The organism is Paraburkholderia acidicola (assembly GCF_002362315.1).
Classification (GTDB): Bacteria; Pseudomonadota; Gammaproteobacteria; order Burkholderiales; family Burkholderiaceae; genus Paraburkholderia; species Paraburkholderia acidicola.
In genome coordinates, this window is the sequence record NZ_MTZV01000006.1 from 2501155 (window position 1) to 2516899 (window position 15745).

Consider the following 15745-nt stretch of genomic DNA (forward strand, 5'->3'; position numbering starts at 1 on the left):
CGGGAAAACGTGAAGCTGTCGGGGCAACTATAACATCAACTGGACAAAATGGTATAGTTACACCAATTATGGTGAATTTCAAACTTCTCCTGTGTAAAGTCTGTCTGGAATTGAGCAAAGTCGCGAATAGAGCGATGAAGAACGGTAGATAGAGGCAACCCATGTATCTAGGCATCGACTGCGGTACACAAGGCACCAAAGTGGTTTTGCTCGACCCGGAAACCGGCTCGCTGGTGGCCCGCGGTCATGCCAGTCATCCCGTCATCGCCGAAGCCAGTGGGCGTCGCGAGCAGAAAGCCGAATGGTGGATCGCCGCGCTACGACAAGCCTTGCAAGACCTGTTTGCCGGGACCACGCGCAGCCCGGCGGATGTCTCGGCGATAGCGGTATCGGGGCAACAGCATGGGCTCGTCATGCTGGATGATGGCGGCGCGGTGATACGCAATGTGAAGCTGTGGAACGATACGGAAACGGCGGCGGTCAATGAGCAACTCTTTCATGCCGCGGGCGGCGAGAAGCGCATCCGTAGCCTGATTGGCACCACGATTCCGGTGGGTTTCACAGCGTCGAAGGTCGCATGGGTCCGGCAACACGAGCCCGATATCTACGCACAGATGCAGCAGGTTCTTTTGCCGCATGACTACATCAACTACTGGCTGACGGGCGAATGTGCAACGGATGCGGGCGAGGCGTCCGGGACCGGTTACTTCGATGTCCTTTCCCGCATATGGTCATCGCACATGGTGGACGTGATCGATCCGACGGGGCGACTGGAACGGTCTCTGCCCCGCATCGCTTCGCCGCTCGAGCCAATTGGCACCGTGCGCCCTGAAGTGGCTGCGGAATTCGGTTTTTCGCCGGGCGTGCTGGTTGCCTGCGGGTCCGGCGACAACGTGATGGGTGCCCTGGGCACAGGCAATGTGGCAGCGGGACGCGCGACGCTCGGCCTCGGAACCTCGGGCGTGCTGAACCTGCATGCGGACAAACTGGCGGAGTCCGTCGACCCCAGCATCTACGTGTTCTGCGGTCTCGATGGTGGCTGGCTACCGACCATCGCGACCATGAATGCGACTTCGACAACGACGTTGCTGCAACAACTGTTCGAAGTCGAGATCGCCGAAGTCGAACATTTGATCGCCTCGGCAAGCCCCGGTGCGGGCGGCGTGCGAATGTTTCCGTATTTCAATGGCGAGCGCATTCCTGCGCTGCCGCGTGCGCGCGCGGTGATGAAGGGCCTGTCCGCGGACAACATGACACGTGCCAATCTGATGAGAGCGGGAGCCGAGTCCGTCGCGTTCGGCTTGAAGTGGGGCTATGAACGGCTTGCGCTGAGTTTCGAACGTGCAGAGCAATTCCGCTTGACGGGCGGCGGCGCGAACAGCGCGGCATGGCGGCAGATACTCGCCGACGTCTTCGATACCGACGTGATTCGCGTCAAGTGCGACGAGGGCGGCGCCTATGCTGCGGCGCTGCTCGCCCTCACGGTGCATCAACGCGCGAAAGGCGCGTCTGTCACGCTGTACGACGTTTGCGAGCGCTATGTCGAACTCGATGAGACGCGCGCCGCACAACCGCGCCCAGATGTCGTAGCGCTTTACAAGGAATGGTTTGCGGCCTTTACCGACACGATTGCAAACGAAGACTTCGAGGCGGATTGAACGTGGATATCGCCTGGGAAAAATCCTGTCTGATTGTGCCGTCGCTGATCACGTTCGATCTGAGCAACCTCGAACGCGCAACCGAGGTCATCGCAGCGTCTGGACTCGATGCCGTGCATCTCGATGTGATCGACGGTCATTTCAGCCCGAGCATGCCGCTAGGGATCGAGACGATTGCGCACTTGCGGCGCAAGACAGATCTGGTTTTCGATGTTCACGTCATGGCCACGCGCCACGACTACTTTATCGATGCTCTGCTCGATATCGGCGTACAGCAGCTTACTTTTCAGATCGAGTCGGAGCCTCATGTAGACCGGATGCTCAACCACATCCGCTCCACAGGCGTGCGGGCAGGCGTCGCGCTAAAGCCGTCTACACCGCTCAGCACGCTTGAGTTTGTACTGGAGCGATGCGACACCGTGCTGCTGATGCTCACCAACCCCGGCTATGCCGGCGTGCGCGGTGAGACACAGGTGCCGTATGCGGAGCGGAAGATTCTTGCCTTGCGAGCGATGATCGAACAACAGGGACTTGCTACTGCGATCGAGATCGACGGTCGTGTTTCGAAGGGGAACATCAGCCGGTTCGCTCCAGCCGCCGTCGATATGTTCGTTGCGGGGAGCATGTGTATTTCAAGAGATTCACCCGCGACCGGGCTTAGCGAACTGGTCGAACTCCGTCGCGCGCTGCTCGCTACACTGCCATCTGGCATCAATCGGCAATGAGCACCTCGAGGCCCTTTGCTTCGAGGTCGTAGCGGTATTGCGCAGGTATGCCCGCATCGGTTATCACCCTGTCGAAACTTTCCACACCAGCAAAACTGCAGGTCGATACCTTGCCGAATTTCGATGAGTCGACCAGCAGGATTCGCTCAACACTCGATTGCATCGCCGCCTGCTTCCATGAGCAGTCTTCGACGTAGCTGCAGGTGAGTCCCTGTCTCAGCTCGTATCCGGTTGCCCCGATGAAGGCCTTGTTCGCGCGATAACGTTGCATCGCCTGAATCGCGTCGGGTCCGGAGAAGGTATAGGACTTCGGCGAAAGCACGCCGCCAAGCGAAATCACGGTCGTGTCCTCCCGTTTCGCCAGCACATTGATGGTGTTCAGGCTGTAGCAAATAAACGTAAACGCACCTTCGGCGGGCAGGCATTCGGCGAGTTGTTGAACGGTGGTCCCCGAGTCGAGGATGACCACGTCCCCCGGGCTGAGCAGCCGGCTTGCTGCAAGCGCAATCCGGCGTTTCTCCGCGGGGTGCTGGGAGCCTTCGGTCTGTGCGTTGTAGTTCGCAGTCGTGCTGCCATTGTCCAGCGATGCCACGCCGCCGTAGACCGTGCGCACCTTGCCCGCATCAGCCAGGTCGCGCACATCGCGTCGGATCGTCATTTCAGAAACGTCTAGCGCTTTGGCCAGATCGCCAATGCTCATGAAATGCCGGGAATCGACCATGTCGAGGATCTGGCCGGACCGTTGCTCTTTGCTAGCCATAGAAATGTCGGGTTCTTGATAAGAGTGGGTGGCTGGAACAGACCACCATCGTTTCGAGCAGACGATGTTCAACGTCGAACATGTTAACCCATAAGTCGCAAAAAACAGATGCATCTGTGTGGCGGATTCGACTTCGAACACCCGTCCTGCGTCGATCAGGATGACCTGAAAACCGCGCCGTCGCTGCCTCTATAGCCAGTCGCCACGCCGTTTCGCCCATCTCCACGGCGAAGTTGATCATATCTTTACCATTTAGTTGAATCTTTACCTTTTTAAGGTTAGGATGTGATCGATGTGCAACATTGCACGTGGCACGATGCCAGCGATGACGACCGGGCTCCCCACAGTTGGGCGGCTCCGGATCGGCTCAAAAGGACAAGTTGGAGACAAGGCGCAGTGCTGTCGATGCGTCGCCGGATCAGGAGGCAAACATGAGTAGTCTTGAATCACCCGGAACGACAAGGCGTCACTTTCGGCTGCCTGCCGAAACAGGCATCGCGGTCGTATTTCTCGTGGTCATGCTGGGCGGCTTCATCGCCACACCGAATTTCCTCACGCTTTCGAACATGATGGTGCTGCTGCTGAACGGCGCCGTCATCGGCTTTCTGTGTCTTGGCCAGTCGTTTGTCCTGCTCACTGGCGGGATCGATCTCTCCTGCGGGTCCATCGTTGCGATGACCTGTGTCGTCGCTGCATTGCTGATGCAAAGTCTCGGCTTGCCATGGCAACTGGCCGTGCCGCTCGTGCTGGTGATTGGCGCGCTGGCGGGCATGATCAACGGCTGGATTATCGACCGCACGGGCGTGCCGCCCTTCATCGTGACGTTTGCCACCATGGGCGTTGCGGCATCCATTCCGCAAATCATTACCGGCGCTGAGTCCATCCGGGTCACCCAGATCGGCTATAGCCTCATCGGGCAGTCACGTCCGTTTGGGGTGCCGTTTCCCGTGCTGGCCTTGCTCGTGGCAATCGCTATCGCAGCCTTGCTACTGAAGCGGACGGTGACCGGGACGCACATCTATGCGGTCGGCGGCAACGCAGATGCAGCCCGCTTATCGGGTATCAGCGTGCCGCGCGTCACGCTGTTCGTCTACTCGGTGTCGGGTCTCTGTGCCGCATGCGGGGGCCTCATTTACGGCTCGCGGCTGATGACGGGCTATCCGACTGCGGGTCGCGGCGACGAACTGTTTTTCTCGATCGCTGGAGCTGTGGTGGGCGGAGTGAGCCTGTTTGGCGGAAGCGGCAGCGTAGTGGGCGCGATGATTGGCGCCATGCTGATCGCCGCAATCTCGAATCTGATGAATGTGCTGAACGTGAGCGCGTACTGGCAGCCACTAGTCATCGGTCTGATCATTCTGGCCGGCGTAACGCTTGATACCTTGCGGTCGTCCAGACGCCTTAGCTTCCCCTGGCTGAAGTCCCGCAGCGGGCAGAAGCAGGTTCAGCACAAAGATTCACTGAAGAGCACGACTTAACCGGGGTAAATCACATGCGAAACAGTTACGTAGTGGCTATTGGGCTCGTCAGTTCCGTTCTTGCGCTGACGCTGACCGGTTGTAACCGGAACTCGGGAGCATCTGCATCGAGCGGTGCAAAAAACCTCGGTGTCGTTCTTCCCAATCTCACCAACCCGTACTACGTGGCGATGAAGAAGAGCTTCGAAGATAGCGGTGCGGCGAAGGGCATGCATGTCGAGGTTTCGATCGCGGACAACGACGATGCTCGTGCGCTTTCGCAGGTGCAGAGCTTCGTCCAGCAGAAGGTCGACGCGGTCGCTGTCAATTGCGTGAGTTCGGGGCCGTGTGTCTCGATCATCTCCGAACTGAACCGCGCGAATATCCCCGCTTTCGCCATCAATATCCTGCCGGACCCCGATGGCATGAAGCAGCAGGGCGCGCACATCGTGCAGGGTGTGCAAACCGATCAGAAAGCCGGTGGCGTATTTATCGGCCAGCAACTGCTGAAGGACCTGGGCGCCAACGCGCATGCGGTGATCGGGATTGTCGGTGAACCGACGGCGACGGCGGCCAACGCACGCGATGACGGTTTCAAGCAGGCCATTGCCGCTAACCCGAATCTCAAGGTCGTCGCGCTCGTGAATGGAAAAGTGGAAGAGACGACGTCTCTTAAGGTGACCACGGAGATGCTTCAAGGCAATCCGGGTATGACCGTCGTCTATTCCGACACTGAGCCGGCAGCACTGGGCGCGCTCGCTGCAATCAATCAGTTGGGCTTAAAGGACAAGGTGAAGCTCTACGCTTTCGTCGACAAGGAAGGCGTAAAGCAGATCCAGTCCGGCGATGTCCTGCGCGCCGGGGCGATTCAGGAACCCGTGAGACTCGCCGCATTGCTGGTGGATAGCGTGAGCCAGCAGTTTGCGGGGAAGCCGCTATCGGCGATCGTGAATAGCCCTCCGTTGCTGGTGAACAAGGCGAATGCCGCCGAGGTCGTAGGCCAGGCCTACTGAACGCTTGCCGGGATAGGGAATCAATAGGGAATCAATAGGGATTCAAGCGATGAGTGACAGCGACAGACATTATCGGGCGCGCGACATCAAGGTGTCGTTCGCGGGTGTCCCTGTGTTGCTGGGTGTCGACTTCGACGTGGCGCCCGGAAAAATTCATGGCTTGTTCGGCCACAACGGCGCCGGCAAGTCGACCTTGCTCAAGATTCTCGCCGGGGTCAACCAGCAGGACTCCGGGCAGCTCTTCCTCGGCGACGAATCCATTTCGCTTACGTCGCCGCGCGATGCGTTAAGGCAGGGGATCGCCTGCGTGTATCAGGAACTGCGCCTGATTCCCGGCATGACTGTGTGGCAGAACCTGTTTCTCGGACGTGAGCTAAGAAAGAACGGCTTGCTCGACGATGTGGCGATGAAGGAGCACACGCGGCACGTCCTGCAGGACTATAAATTGAAGATGCAGCCTTCCAGCCTCGTGAAGGACCTGTCTCATCCGGACAAGCAGATGCTCGAGGTCGTGGCGAACCTGGACCGCGAGGCGCGCTTTCTCTTTCTGGATGAACCGACCACGGCGCTCGAGGGCGCTCAGGCTGAAGCGCTGCTGTTGTCGGTGCAACGCATTGCCAGAGAAAAAAATATCGGCGTGGTGCTGGTATCGCACAAGCTCGACGAGGTGCTCGGTGTGTGCGACGAGGCGACGGTCATGTGCGGCGGCAAGGTGATTTACCACGCCGTGAGCAACATCGCGAAGCAGGACATTGTCGATGCGATCGTTGGCGATGCAGGTCTGGCCGCGGATGAAAATGAGCGTACTTCCCGAAAGCGGGCGGATACCGCATCAAGCCCCTATCTTGATGTGCGAAGTCTTTGCACCGAACGTCTGCGTGACGTTTCACTTCAGGCGTGGCCAGGCGAGGTCGTCGGTATCTACGGGCTGGCAGGCGCAGGGCGCACCCGATTCTGTCGCACGCTATATGGCCTGGAAAAATGGCTCGCAGGAGATGTCCAGCTCGCAGGGAAACCTTATCGGGTGTCCGGTCCTGCAGGCGCAATCAGTCAAGGCGTGGGCTACCTGAGCGAAGAACGCAAGAAAGACGGCATCGTACCGCTGATGTCGAGTTTCACGAACGCGACCTTGCCGATCCTGCACCGCTTTCGAAAGCGCATGCTGGTGGACCATAACAAGGCGGCGAGGAGCGCGAGACAGATACTGGTCGAAATGAACGCCCGCGGTGATCTTCGCGGGCCGATCAAATCGCTCTCGGGCGGGAATCAGCAAAAGATCCTGCTTGCGCGGGTCATGGGTCAGGACGCACAGCTCGTGTTGCTCGACGAGCCGACGAAGGGCGTCGACATCGGCGCCAAGGCTGACATCTACGCGATCATTCGACGTATGGCGGCTGAGGGGCGTTGCGTCGTGGTTGTATCGAGTGAGGAAGAGGAGTTGCTCGAGATCGCGGACCGTATCCTCGTATTTCATCAGGGGAGTTGCAACGGGCTCGCTGTCGCTGGCGCCGATCTCAGCATTGCGGGCTTACGTAAAGCGGCCTGGAACGGCAACGTCGCGCTGTGAAGGATGCGTGATTGAAGTAGCGCCACTCAAGAACCACCAAACCAGTTATACCCCTGGTTCTCCCAGTAACCTCCAGGGTATTCATTCGTCACGCTGATCGCCATGATGTGCTTTGGGTTCTTATAACCTAGCTTGGTCGGCATGCGCAGTTTCATCGGGAAGCCGTACTTCGGCGGTAGCACCTGGCCATCGTAAGTCAGCGTAAGCAGCGTCTGCGCGTGCAGCGCAGTGGGCATGTCGATACTGGTCCAGTAGTTGTCCGCGCAATGAAACGACACGTACTTCGCCGTGATATCGGCACCGGCCTGCTTCAGGAAGCGTGAGAAACGCACACCACCCCATCGGCCGATCGCACTCCATCCCTCGATGCAGATATGACGCGTGATCTGGTCTTCCTGCGGCAGGGTACGCAGTTCGTCGAGCGTCCAGACGCGTTTTCCACGTACAAGACCACTTACCTGAAGCCGGTAAGTCGCAGCGTCGACTTCAGGCACATCATCGATGCCGTAAAACGCGTTGAACGGAAACGGCCGCGTGATCATCGATTCCGGATACGTCGGCGCCATCTCGTTCGGATTGAACAGCAATGCCTGCACGTCGTCGTTGAAGAACGACATTTTGCGCAGCATGGTGTTCACGGACTTGTCGTTGGTCAGATCGCAGCCCGATAGCATCGCTATGCCACCGAGCGTGAGAATCCGTTTGCCAAGCAACCGGCGCGCGGGATTCTTTAGTTCGTTGCGCGCATCCTTGATGATCGATTCAGTATGCGTCGGGAGGAACGTATCGGTTTTGCCGGGGTTTTTGCGAAAACTCATGATTAGCGTCCGCGGATCATCAGAAGCAGCGAGCGCGGCACCAGCGCAACCATGACGACGTGCACGAAGAAGAACGCTACCAGCACGCTCATTGCACAGAAATGCACGATGCGTGCGTTGTCATACCCGCCCATCAATGTACGCAGCAGCGGGAATTGCACCGACTTCCAGATCGCCAGTCCCGACAGGATTATTACCACGATATCGACGATGACGACCAGGTAGGCGAACTTCTGTACCGCGTTGTAGCGCGAGAGGTCTTCATGCCCGAGCGTGCCGCGCAACGCGGCGATGAGATCGGTGACGAGCGATCTGGGGCTGATGGGCAACAGTTTGCGGTGCAGACGTCCCGAGACGAGATTCAAGCCGAGGTAGACGAGGAAGTTGGTGATCAGCAGCCACATGACGGCGAAGTGCCACAGCAGCGCACCGCCAAGCCATCCGCCTAGCGTGATGACGGCAGGGAACCGAAAGGATGGAAAAATCGGTGAGGCGTCGTAGACCTGCCAGCCGCTCAGCACCATCAGGATGACTGCGAGCGCGTTAATCCAGTGTGTAATGCGGACCCAGGCGGGTTGAATCGTTACGTGGCTCAAAGCGATCTCGTGGTCTTTAAAGAGGCCGGCCCCAGCGGACCGGCCTCACGCATTAAAACGCGGGCGCTACGCCATCCTTTTCGACAAACAGCACGTGCGCGTCATACACGCCACCGGTACCCGGTGTCACCACGAGGAACACTTTCTTGCCTGCCGTCAGATCCGTTCTGGCCGCCGGTACGGGCGTCACGACCGGCACATTGGCCGGCACGGTCACCGTGCTGTTGCCGCCCTTGTACGACAGATGCAGTTCGCGGCCGCTCGTGCCCGTCACAACCGACACCACGTTTGCATTCGTCATCGTGCTGCTCGGACCGAAGTCATAAGCGAAGTGGCCTTCTGCGGTGCCACGTGCCGCATCGGGAAACACGATCATCGACGTGGCTGTCAGCTTTCCGTCGGGGCCGGTAATCGCCGGCGTTCCCACGTAAGTACCGACTTTGGCGTCACCAAGTTTGGCGGGCTTAAGAGCCGAGACGCCGACGTCCGGTTTGACATCGACAGACACGGTGTCTCCACTGTTGCGATGTACGGTCAGCGTTTCGCCCGTGAACGACACGATGTCGCCACGAATCCGTTCCGGCTTGACGTCGGGAGCTTGCGCGAAAGATGCGCTCGAGAATGCAACGGCGGCCAACAGAACACCTAGTTTGATTTGAATCGACACGAGTGACTCCATCTATATGAATGCGATTGAATCGGGACGCTATGTGCTAGCTGCAAGCGGCTCAGGGCAATTGATTTTTCATGCCGAGCACATCGATCGATTCGATCGAAGGCGGGCTTGCCAGCATCTCGGCGGCGCGCGACATCAGCACATTGGCCATGCTGCCGTGCAGGTGTGCCTGGCGATGCTCGTCATTTGCAAATGCGTCGAACACACCAAACGTCGTCGGCGATAGCTTGAGCGCAAACCAGATGGGCGTAGTCGCTTCCCGATGGGTCATTTCAAGGCCTGCGGTAAGGAAGTCTTCTACCGCTTGCTCTTTTCCCGGTTTGGCTTCAAGGCGGACAAATAACGCTTTAGTGATCATCTTTGCTCTCCAATGTTCGCGTGACAGGTTCATGCGGTGAACCGGAGTGTACAAAGAGCGAACAAGGGGGAATACAGTCTCAATCGACAGTTTTGATATCAAAACCGCCACGTGGTCGGGCAGTGCTTCGAGAGTGGTGCTGTAGACGGGATGCGCGGACTTGTTCCTCACGCGCAAAATAGTTGATCCATGACGGGTGTTTGCCCGGCGCATGAAACCAACTAGATTGCGCATGTGTTGAGCCTATGAATTTGCCTCCCCGCGCGACACGCTGTTTACCGTGAGAACTTCGCCATATGAGTACGCCTACCATTGCTCAACGCATCGGCCAGTTCGCTTTCGATGCGCGCGTCCAGCACCTCACACCGCAGTCGCGGACCCTGTTCAAGCGAAACATCCTCGATAGCCTCGGCTGCGCGATAGGTGCGTTGTCGGGCAAACCGTTCAAGGCGTTGCGCGAGCAGTTCGACGAATACGGCCGCTCGGGTGCGTGCACGCTGATTGGTGGTGGCAGCACGTCGCCGGATCAGGCCGCGTTGTACAACTCGGGCCTCGTGCGTTATGTCGATCTGCTCGATAGTTACATGTCGCCAGGTGGTCTCTGTCACCCCAGCGATAACTTCGGCACGATCCTCGCGGCTGCCGACCACGCATCGGCAAGTGGCGAGGATTTCATGCTCGCGCTCGCCGTCGCGTACGAGATCGGCGCTCGCATCACCGCGATCGTTCCGGTGATGGCGAAGGGATTCAACCACGCCATTCAACTGGCGATGTCGTCGGCGGCGGGTTCGGGCAAGTTGTTCGGCCTCGATGCTGAACAACTCGCGCATGCCATCACGATTGCCACCGTGGATAACATCTCGTTGTCCTGCGTCCATTCCGAGCCCGTATCGCAATGGAAGGGTTTCTCACCGGCTATTACCGGCATGCGTGCAATCTACTCGGCGTCGCTTGCCAAGCGCGGCTTTACGGGTCCGCTTCGTCTGTTCGAAGGGCCGAATGGGCTCGTGCGTATGTTCGATCAGCCGCTCGAAGTCGACTGGAACGATCAGAGGCTCGAAGTCATTCATGAAACGGTGATGAAGAAATTCTGTTCGCTGATTCACGGACAACCCGTGCTCGAAGCAACGCTCGATCTGAAGCGTCGGCACAGCCTGAAGAGCGAGGACGTCGAAGAAGTTGTGTGCGATATCTTCCAGACCGGATTCGATATCGCGGGAGGAGGCGGTTTCGGCCCGAAGGACGAGCCGCAGACCAAGGAGCAGGCCGACTACAACCTCAAGTACCTGATTGCGGTCGTACTGATCGACGACGAAGTGGGGCCGGCGCAGCTCGAACCGGAACGCGTTCAGGCCGCCGACACACAGGCATTGCTCAAGAGAGTCACGGTGCGGCCCGACATCGAATTCAGCAAGCAGTACCCACATGCGCTAAACACCCGGGTGACGATTCGCTGCAGGGATGGGCAGGTGTTCTCAAAGGAACATGTGGGCTTTGAAGGCGGGCTCGACAACCCGTTCACATGGGAGCGGACCGTCGAGAAATTCCACTGGCTAAGTGAGCCATACGCGGATGAAGCGCTGCGAGGCCAGATCATCGATCTGGTATCTAGACTCGATCAACGTCCGATCAAGGAGCTAATGCCACTCCTCGCTAAAGTGAGTCCGCAACCGCGCTACCCGGCAAAACACCCGGGCATTCAATAATCACGACCCCGCGCCTCCGTCTATCGCGCTGCTGGATTTCAGCCGCGTACGCAGTTCAAACTTCTGGATCTTCCCAGTCGACGTTTTAGGCAACTCGCCGAAGACAACGGCTTTCGGCAGTTTGAAGCTCGCGAGAAACAGACGACAGTGCGCGATGATTTCTTCGGCCGTGGCGCCCGCTCCCTCTTTCAGCTCGACAAACGCACACGGAACCTCACCCCATTTCGGGTCCGGCATGGCTACCACGGCGGCCAGCGAAACCGCAGGGTGCCGGTACAACGCGTCTTCGACCTCGATGCTCGAAATGTTTTCCCCGCCGGAAATGATGATGTCTTTGCTCCGATCGCGGACGCGAATGTAGCCGTCGGGCATCAGCACACCGAGATCGCCGGTGTGGAACCAGCCACCTCGAAAGGCCTCTTCGGTGGCGCGCTCGTTTTTCAGGTACCCCTTCATGCAGATGTTGCCGCGAAATGCGATCTCGCCGAGTGTCTCGCCGTCGTTCGGTACCGGATCGAGTGTGTCGGGGTTCACGACCGTTGCAGCGGCCTGCAGGTGATAGCGCACGCCTTGCCGTGCATTGAGGCTCGCCAGTTCATCCTCACTCGCGCTATCCCAGTGCGTCTGCCGGGCGCATACCGACGCCGGTCCATAGACTTCGGTGAGACCGTACACATGCGTCAGATCGAAACCGATCTGCTTCATCTTCGCAATGATCGCAGGTGCAGGCGCCGCACCGGCCACCATGGTCGCGACCCGATGTTCGATTCCGTCACGCCACGTCTCTGGCGCATTGGCCAATGCACTCTGGACGATCGGCGCACCACAGTAGTGGGTGACGCCTTCTACCCGGATCAGGTCGAACACGGTCTTCGGGTCGAATTTACGCAGACAGACATTGACGCCGGCACGTGCCGCCACGGTCCACGGAAAACACCAGCCGTTGCAATGGAACAGCGGTAGCGTCCAGAGGTAGACCGGATGTTTAGGCATATCCCACTCGAGGATATTGCTCAAGGCATTCAGGTAGGCGCCACGATGATGGTAGACCACACCCTTCGGGTCCCCGGTCGTACCCGACGTGTAGTTCAGCGCGATCGCGTCCCATTCGTCGGCAGGCGGCTGCCAGGCGAATTGCGGGTCGCCGCCTTGCAGGAAAACTTCGTAGTCGGTTGCGCGCGGAAACCTGTGCGGATCCGCGGCCATAACGTCGCTGACACTGACGATAAGCAGATCCGGAAACTCGAGCGCGGCCCGCTGTGCCAGCTCGGCATACTCGGTGTCGACGATCAGCACTCTCGCTTCGCCATGTCGCAGCATGAAGAGGATCGAAGAGGGTTCGAGCCGTGTATTCAGCGTGTTGAGCACCGCGCCCGCCATTGGCACGCCGAAATGCGCCTCGATCATCGGAGGAATGTTGGGAAGCAGCGCGGCGACGGTATCGCCGCGTCCTATCCCCGCGCGCTGCAGCGCGCCAGCGAGGCGCCGGGTCCGTTCATAGGTCTCGCTCCACGTGCGGCGGGTCGCACCGTACACGACGCCCAGGCGGTCACCGTAGACTTCGGCGGCACGCGCAATGAAATCGATGGGTGTGAGCGGAACGTAGTTGGCCTCGCGGCGGCCCAGGCCTTCCTCGAAGATATGCGACATCGAACTGTCTCCCCGGGAGATATACGCTCCCATTTGCTTTCCGTATCCTGTGCAATCGATGCGCGCGATTTCGCACGCTTGCCGAGGAACATCAGGCTATGGTACTCGCGACTTCCCCGGCGACGCCGTAATCAACCATCCCGATGAATACAGACCAGTTGTTTGCTCGTAATCCGCTGCTCATGCGGATAGCCAAACGCGTTATTGATGTAAGTCACACCGTCAATGACGATCTGCCGGTTCACATGGCTATGGCCATAAACGTGAATACTGGACCCGACCGCGCGGATCTGCTGATCGAGCCGCGCGGTGCCGAGCACCGGATACAAGGTCCGGTGTGCTGGCGGAATGAAGTCGGGCATCAGATCGATGCGCGGCAGAAAATGTGAAAACGTGATGACAGTCCCATCGTAGGGAACGAGCACGGGTTCGTTGAGCTGCAGGAAGTACGTCGTGATCTCCTGTGCTCCGAGACCTTCGGGCCACGCACACGCTCGAAAGTCCATCCACGTCACCAGAATGTCCTCACTGGGTGGCCCGAACGAGTAATCGTACCAACTGAATAGTGGAATGAGCGACACCCCGCCCACCTGCGTTGGGCGTATCGACATCCCGCAGTCCTGCGCGAGCTGACACACCTGGTGGAATTTATCGAGCGAGCTGTGACCTTTCTCGCGCAGCACCCACAGATCGTGATTGCCAGGCACATACAACACCTTGCGAAAGCGTCGCACGAGATTATCGAAACATCGCTGCATGCGCACGAGCGAATCCGAGACATCGCCCGCCAGAATCAGGATGTCGTCGCGGTAATCGCGGGTGGAGAGTGATTCGATCCACGACTCGTTGTCGGGGTAATCGACGTGGATGTCCGACAGGGCAAACACGCGCATGGTCTGGTAACCGCCGCCGTAATGGGAAGGGCCCGGTGCGGAGCGCACCGGGTGAACGGGAGGTATTTAATCACGTCGTCGAGCGACGTGTGCAGGACGGTTACTGGCAGTTACACCGTGGCGGCCGGTACCGACAGGGCACTCATCGCGGCGGTGTACAGCGGAACGATGTCGCGCCGCAGCGAATCGGCCGGCACGACCATTTCGATGACCTGGATGCCGTCTGCCGATTTCGCGTCGGCGAGCGCCTGCTGCAGCGCCTGCAGCGATTCGCAGCGCACATGCTGCAAACCGAACGCGGCAGCGGCCGGCCCGATGCGATAGCCAGGCGGGTTGCGGACGAGGCGCGTGTAATCGGGCAGCGTCTTTTCGAGCCCCAGACCGAGCACATCGAACAGCGATGCACCGCTGTTGTTGGTGACGCAGATCGTGCCGCGCAGACCGGCAATACGACTTGCCTCGAGGCCGCTCAGATCGTGCAGGAAAGTCTGATCGCCGATCAGCAGCAGACCGCGCGACTGCGAACCATGCAACTCGCCGATGAAGGTCGAGTTGGTCCCGTCGATCCCGACCACCCCGCGGTTGGAAAACACCTGCAGGTCGTGCGCCTCGAGCAGCAGATTGGTATGGCGCGTGGTCATGGAGTTGGCGACATGCAGGAAGTCGTAGCCATCCGCGGCCAGCACGGCGGCGACGGCCTGGCACTCTCCCCAGGGCAGCGCGGCGATCGCTTCGCTCAGACCGTTGCGGACCACGGCGTCGCGGCCCAGCCACTGCTCGAGCCAGGCTTCGTCGCCGCGCCCCAGGGCGGCGGCGAGACGTTCGAGATCGGCCTCGTCGGGATTGCGCAGCAGCTCGAAGCGCGGCGTCAGGAAGTCTGCCTCGATGTGCTTGCGATCGATGCGCAGCACCGGCGCCGACAGCGCGCTAAGCCAGTTCTGCATGTACTGCGATACGGGCAGACCGCCTAGCCGGATCACCAGGTCAGGCTGTTCCTTTTCGAGCGCGACGAGCACGTCGGCCGTGGTGAGCAGGTTGGGCATGCCCGGGCGGCGCAGGCCGGAGAGCGCATCGGCGAGCAGCGGGAAGCCCAGTTGCTTCGACAGCTTCGCGGCGGCCGACGGCGTCAGCGGACAGTCCGATGCCGCCACCACCAGGCCCTTCATGCCAGGGCGCAGGCCGAGCCGCGCAACCAGCGCGTCCCAGTCGGTGTCGTGCGGCTGGGTGATGGCCACATCGCGGATGGGCAATGGCGTGCCCGCGGCGTCGAAGCGGCCGTGACGCGCCAGGTCGCTCAGCGCAGGCGGTTCCCAGTTCGGCGTCGGATCGGCCGAACTGAGCTTGCCGGCCATCGGAACATTGATCTGCACCGGCCCCTTGCGATCGCCGATCAGGTACGGCAGCAGTCCGGCAATCTGGCCACGCAGCGCTTCGATATCCTGCGAGCTGTCGGTCGGATTGTCGAGATCGAGCGCGGCGCGCACCACGGCTGCGCACAGGCCGATCTGGTTGGTGGTCTGCGGCATGCCCGACTTCTGTCCGCCCTTGGGGCGATCGGCGGTCAGGACGATCACTGGCACGTCGGTGCTGTCGGCCTCGATGAGCGCCGGCAGCAGGTTGCCCACCGACGAACCCGAAGTGACGGCGACGACCACCGGTCGCTGGGTCGCCTTGGCGAGACCGAGGGCCAGGAAGCCGGCGGCGCGTTCGTCGGTCTGCACGTGCGCGATTTCCCAGTCGCTGTCGGCGATGCCCGCGATCAGGGCGAACGAGCGTCCACCGGCACAGACGACGGCCTGGCGGACACCCGCGCGTGAGAGTTCGTCGATGATCGCGTGCACCCACGCGCTATTGCGGTTCTGCAGGGACAT

Annotated in this window: 14 protein-coding genes; 6 read left to right on the plus strand and 8 right to left on the minus strand. The window is 59.8% G+C overall.

What is annotated here, in order from left to right:
* The first annotated feature begins 161 nt into the window (after window positions 1-161).
* Both xylB and BWP39_RS29785 read left to right on the plus strand, forming a co-directional pair.
* Window positions 162-1658, plus strand: a complete 1497-nt coding sequence (xylB, locus tag BWP39_RS29780; protein ID WP_096725769.1) for a xylulokinase — start codon at window positions 162-164, stop codon at window positions 1656-1658.
* Window positions 1659-1660: 2 nt separating this feature from the next.
* Window positions 1661-2383 carry a ribulose-phosphate 3-epimerase gene (locus BWP39_RS29785; RefSeq protein ID WP_157915202.1) on the plus strand — a complete coding sequence of 241 codons (723 nt, stop codon included), beginning with the start codon at window positions 1661-1663 and terminating at the stop codon, window positions 2381-2383.
* Here the strand turns inward: BWP39_RS29785 and BWP39_RS29790 are convergent.
* Window positions 2370-3284 carry a DeoR/GlpR family DNA-binding transcription regulator gene (locus BWP39_RS29790; protein ID WP_096725771.1) on the minus strand — a complete coding sequence of 305 codons (915 nt, stop codon included), beginning with the start codon at window positions 3282-3284 and terminating at the stop codon, window positions 2370-2372. The genes BWP39_RS29785 and BWP39_RS29790 overlap by 14 nt on opposite strands.
* Window positions 3285-3490: 206 nt before the next feature.
* On the opposite strand from BWP39_RS29790, the gene BWP39_RS29795 reads away from it, so the two are divergent.
* The 3 genes from BWP39_RS29795 (at window position 3491) to BWP39_RS29805 (ending at window position 7177) form a co-directional block, all read left to right on the plus strand.
* Entirely contained in the window at window positions 3491-4618 is a 1128-nt protein-coding gene (locus BWP39_RS29795) for an ABC transporter permease (protein ID WP_207557182.1), read from the plus strand.
* A gap of 14 nt (window positions 4619-4632) precedes the next feature.
* The gene (locus tag BWP39_RS29800) at window positions 4633-5610 is read left to right on the plus strand and encodes a substrate-binding domain-containing protein (RefSeq protein WP_096725773.1); all 978 of its coding nucleotides are present in this window, start codon (window positions 4633-4635) and stop codon (window positions 5608-5610) included.
* 115 nt (window positions 5611-5725) lie between these two features.
* Window positions 5726-7177, plus strand: a complete 1452-nt coding sequence (locus tag BWP39_RS29805; protein ID WP_207557183.1) for a sugar ABC transporter ATP-binding protein — start codon at window positions 5726-5728, stop codon at window positions 7175-7177.
* A gap of 26 nt (window positions 7178-7203) precedes the next feature.
* Here BWP39_RS29805 and BWP39_RS29810 read toward each other — a convergent pair whose 3' ends face one another.
* The 4 genes from BWP39_RS29810 to BWP39_RS29825 form a co-directional block, all read right to left on the minus strand.
* Window positions 7204-7995, minus strand: a complete 792-nt coding sequence (locus BWP39_RS29810; RefSeq protein ID WP_096725775.1) for a molybdopterin-dependent oxidoreductase — start codon at window positions 7993-7995, stop codon at window positions 7204-7206.
* Window positions 7996-7997: 2 nt separating this feature from the next.
* On the minus strand, window positions 7998-8591 hold the full coding sequence (locus BWP39_RS29815; protein WP_096725776.1) for a cytochrome b/b6 domain-containing protein: 594 nt from the start codon (window positions 8589-8591) through the stop codon (window positions 7998-8000).
* A gap of 52 nt (window positions 8592-8643) precedes the next feature.
* Entirely contained in the window at window positions 8644-9258 is a 615-nt protein-coding gene (locus tag BWP39_RS29820) for a hypothetical protein (protein ID WP_096726257.1), read from the minus strand.
* Window positions 9259-9319: 61 nt separating this feature from the next.
* On the minus strand, window positions 9320-9625 hold the full coding sequence (locus BWP39_RS29825) for a putative quinol monooxygenase (protein WP_096726258.1): 306 nt from the start codon (window positions 9623-9625) through the stop codon (window positions 9320-9322).
* Window positions 9626-9921: 296 nt separating this feature from the next.
* On the opposite strand from BWP39_RS29825, the gene BWP39_RS29830 reads away from it, so the two are divergent.
* Window positions 9922-11331 (plus strand): MmgE/PrpD family protein, encoded by a 1410-nt coding sequence (locus tag BWP39_RS29830; RefSeq protein ID WP_096725777.1) that lies wholly within the window; start codon window positions 9922-9924, stop codon window positions 11329-11331.
* Here BWP39_RS29830 and BWP39_RS29835 read toward each other — a convergent pair whose 3' ends face one another.
* From BWP39_RS29835 to menD, 3 genes are all read right to left on the minus strand, one after another.
* Window positions 11332-12981, minus strand: coding sequence for an acyl-CoA synthetase (locus BWP39_RS29835; protein WP_096725778.1), 1650 nt, complete (start codon window positions 12979-12981; stop codon window positions 11332-11334).
* 131 nt (window positions 12982-13112) lie between these two features.
* Window positions 13113-13874: a metallophosphoesterase gene (locus BWP39_RS29840; protein ID WP_096725779.1), complete on the minus strand. Its 762-nt coding sequence runs from the start codon at window positions 13872-13874 to the stop codon at window positions 13113-13115.
* A 110-nt stretch (window positions 13875-13984) separates the two neighbouring features.
* Window positions 13985-15745, minus strand: a complete 1761-nt coding sequence (gene menD / locus BWP39_RS29845) for a 2-succinyl-5-enolpyruvyl-6-hydroxy-3-cyclohexene-1-carboxylic-acid synthase (RefSeq protein WP_096725780.1) — start codon at window positions 15743-15745, stop codon at window positions 13985-13987.